Origin of the sequence: Pseudomonas sp. HY13-MNA-CIBAN-0226, assembly GCF_040310305.1 — a bacterium.
Lineage (GTDB): Bacteria > Pseudomonadota > Gammaproteobacteria > Pseudomonadales > Pseudomonadaceae > Aquipseudomonas > Aquipseudomonas gregormendelii.
In genome coordinates, this window is record NZ_JBEOPS010000303.1 from 1 (window position 1) to 267 (window position 267).

Here is a 267-nt window from a genome sequence, read left to right on the forward strand (position 1 = left end):
GTGGGGGGGCGGTTGAGTTTGAGGCGGTGAAGGATCTGCATCAGGAGAGCCACGAGAAGAGCAAGGGAGATGCGTTCTGGACATCGTCAAAAGGAAAAGGAAATACAGATGAGACCCTGCGCCAGACCCAAATGGTGGCTGAGGGCAATATCGCGATCAAGGCGGTGGAAGGCCTGAAGATCGACGTCAGGCAGGTCAACCAGCAAACCGTCAGCCAATCGATTGATGCGATGGTCAAGGCAGATCCGCAATTGGCCTGGATCAAAG

At 55.1% G+C, this 267-nt stretch carries 1 protein-coding gene; it reads left to right on the forward strand.

The window, feature by feature from the left end:
* Positions 1 to 267 (forward strand): hypothetical protein (locus AAEZ05_RS28855; protein WP_350650020.1); only part of this gene is annotated, 267 nt, incomplete at both ends.